This window comes from Oleiphilus sp. HI0125, from assembly GCF_001635355.1.
The window spans coordinates 1-865 of record NZ_LWGF01000613.1; the positions used below are offsets into that span (position 1 = coordinate 1).

The 865-nt window shown below is 45.3% G+C and carries 1 protein-coding gene; it reads right to left on the minus strand.

The window, feature by feature from the left end; all coding sequences use genetic code 11:
• On the minus strand, window positions 1-865 hold an 865-nt coding region (locus A3762_RS07785; RefSeq protein WP_304439277.1), incomplete at both ends, for a hydantoinase/oxoprolinase family protein.

Sequence of the window (865 nt, forward strand, 5' to 3'; positions counted from 1 at the left end):
GAATATGATCTCGTTCGATCACTGCGATTTCATTGTTTAGCAATGATGTTGAAGAAGAACTTGTATGCATTGGTTTCGATAAAGAATTAATTGCTGGAACACCTTCGATACTCAACTTCAGATTAACGAGCTCGATTTTTTTATTTAAACGATGACCAAAGCGTTGTTCATGTGCGGCTTCAAACTCCTCGACAGAGCGCTCAGAGTAAGGTACCTCAATCGTGTAGCTTTGCCCCAAGTATCTTAAATCTAGGTGTTGTTTAATCTTCCCTGTTTGCGCAAGTTCTGGGCTGTCTTCAGCTATCTCCGCTTTCATTTTGTCAAATAAGTCAGCAAGTGTTTCTTTGCTAACGTCTTGATAAGGGTGAATGTAGGAGTGTGTTGCATTACGCATAGGCGCTGCGGTGAGCATGCCGAACGCAGACAAGACGCCAGAATTGCGTGGGATAATAGCGCGTTTGATATTGAGTTTTTCTGCAAGAGAGCAAACATGCATCCCGCCTGCGCCACCAAAGCAACATAAACTGAAGTCTTTAGGCGAATGCCCTTGTTTGACTGAGATATTATGCAGCGCTGCTGACATTTGTTGTTCTGCAAGTTGAACGATGCCTTGCGCCGTTTCTTCAATGCTCAAAGATAGTTGCTGCGCTAGTTTTTCGATTGCTTGGATTGCTTTATCGAAGTCTAAGCTTAATGAACCACCCAGTTTGGCAGATCTAGGGATGTGACCAAGAATCAAGTTAGCATCCGTCACGGTTGCCCTATCTCCGTCTTGGCCATAGCAGGCCGGCCCTGGATTAGAACCTGCAGATTCAGGCCCAACATGTAGCATGCCCGCTTCATCTATCCAGGCAATAGAGCCGCC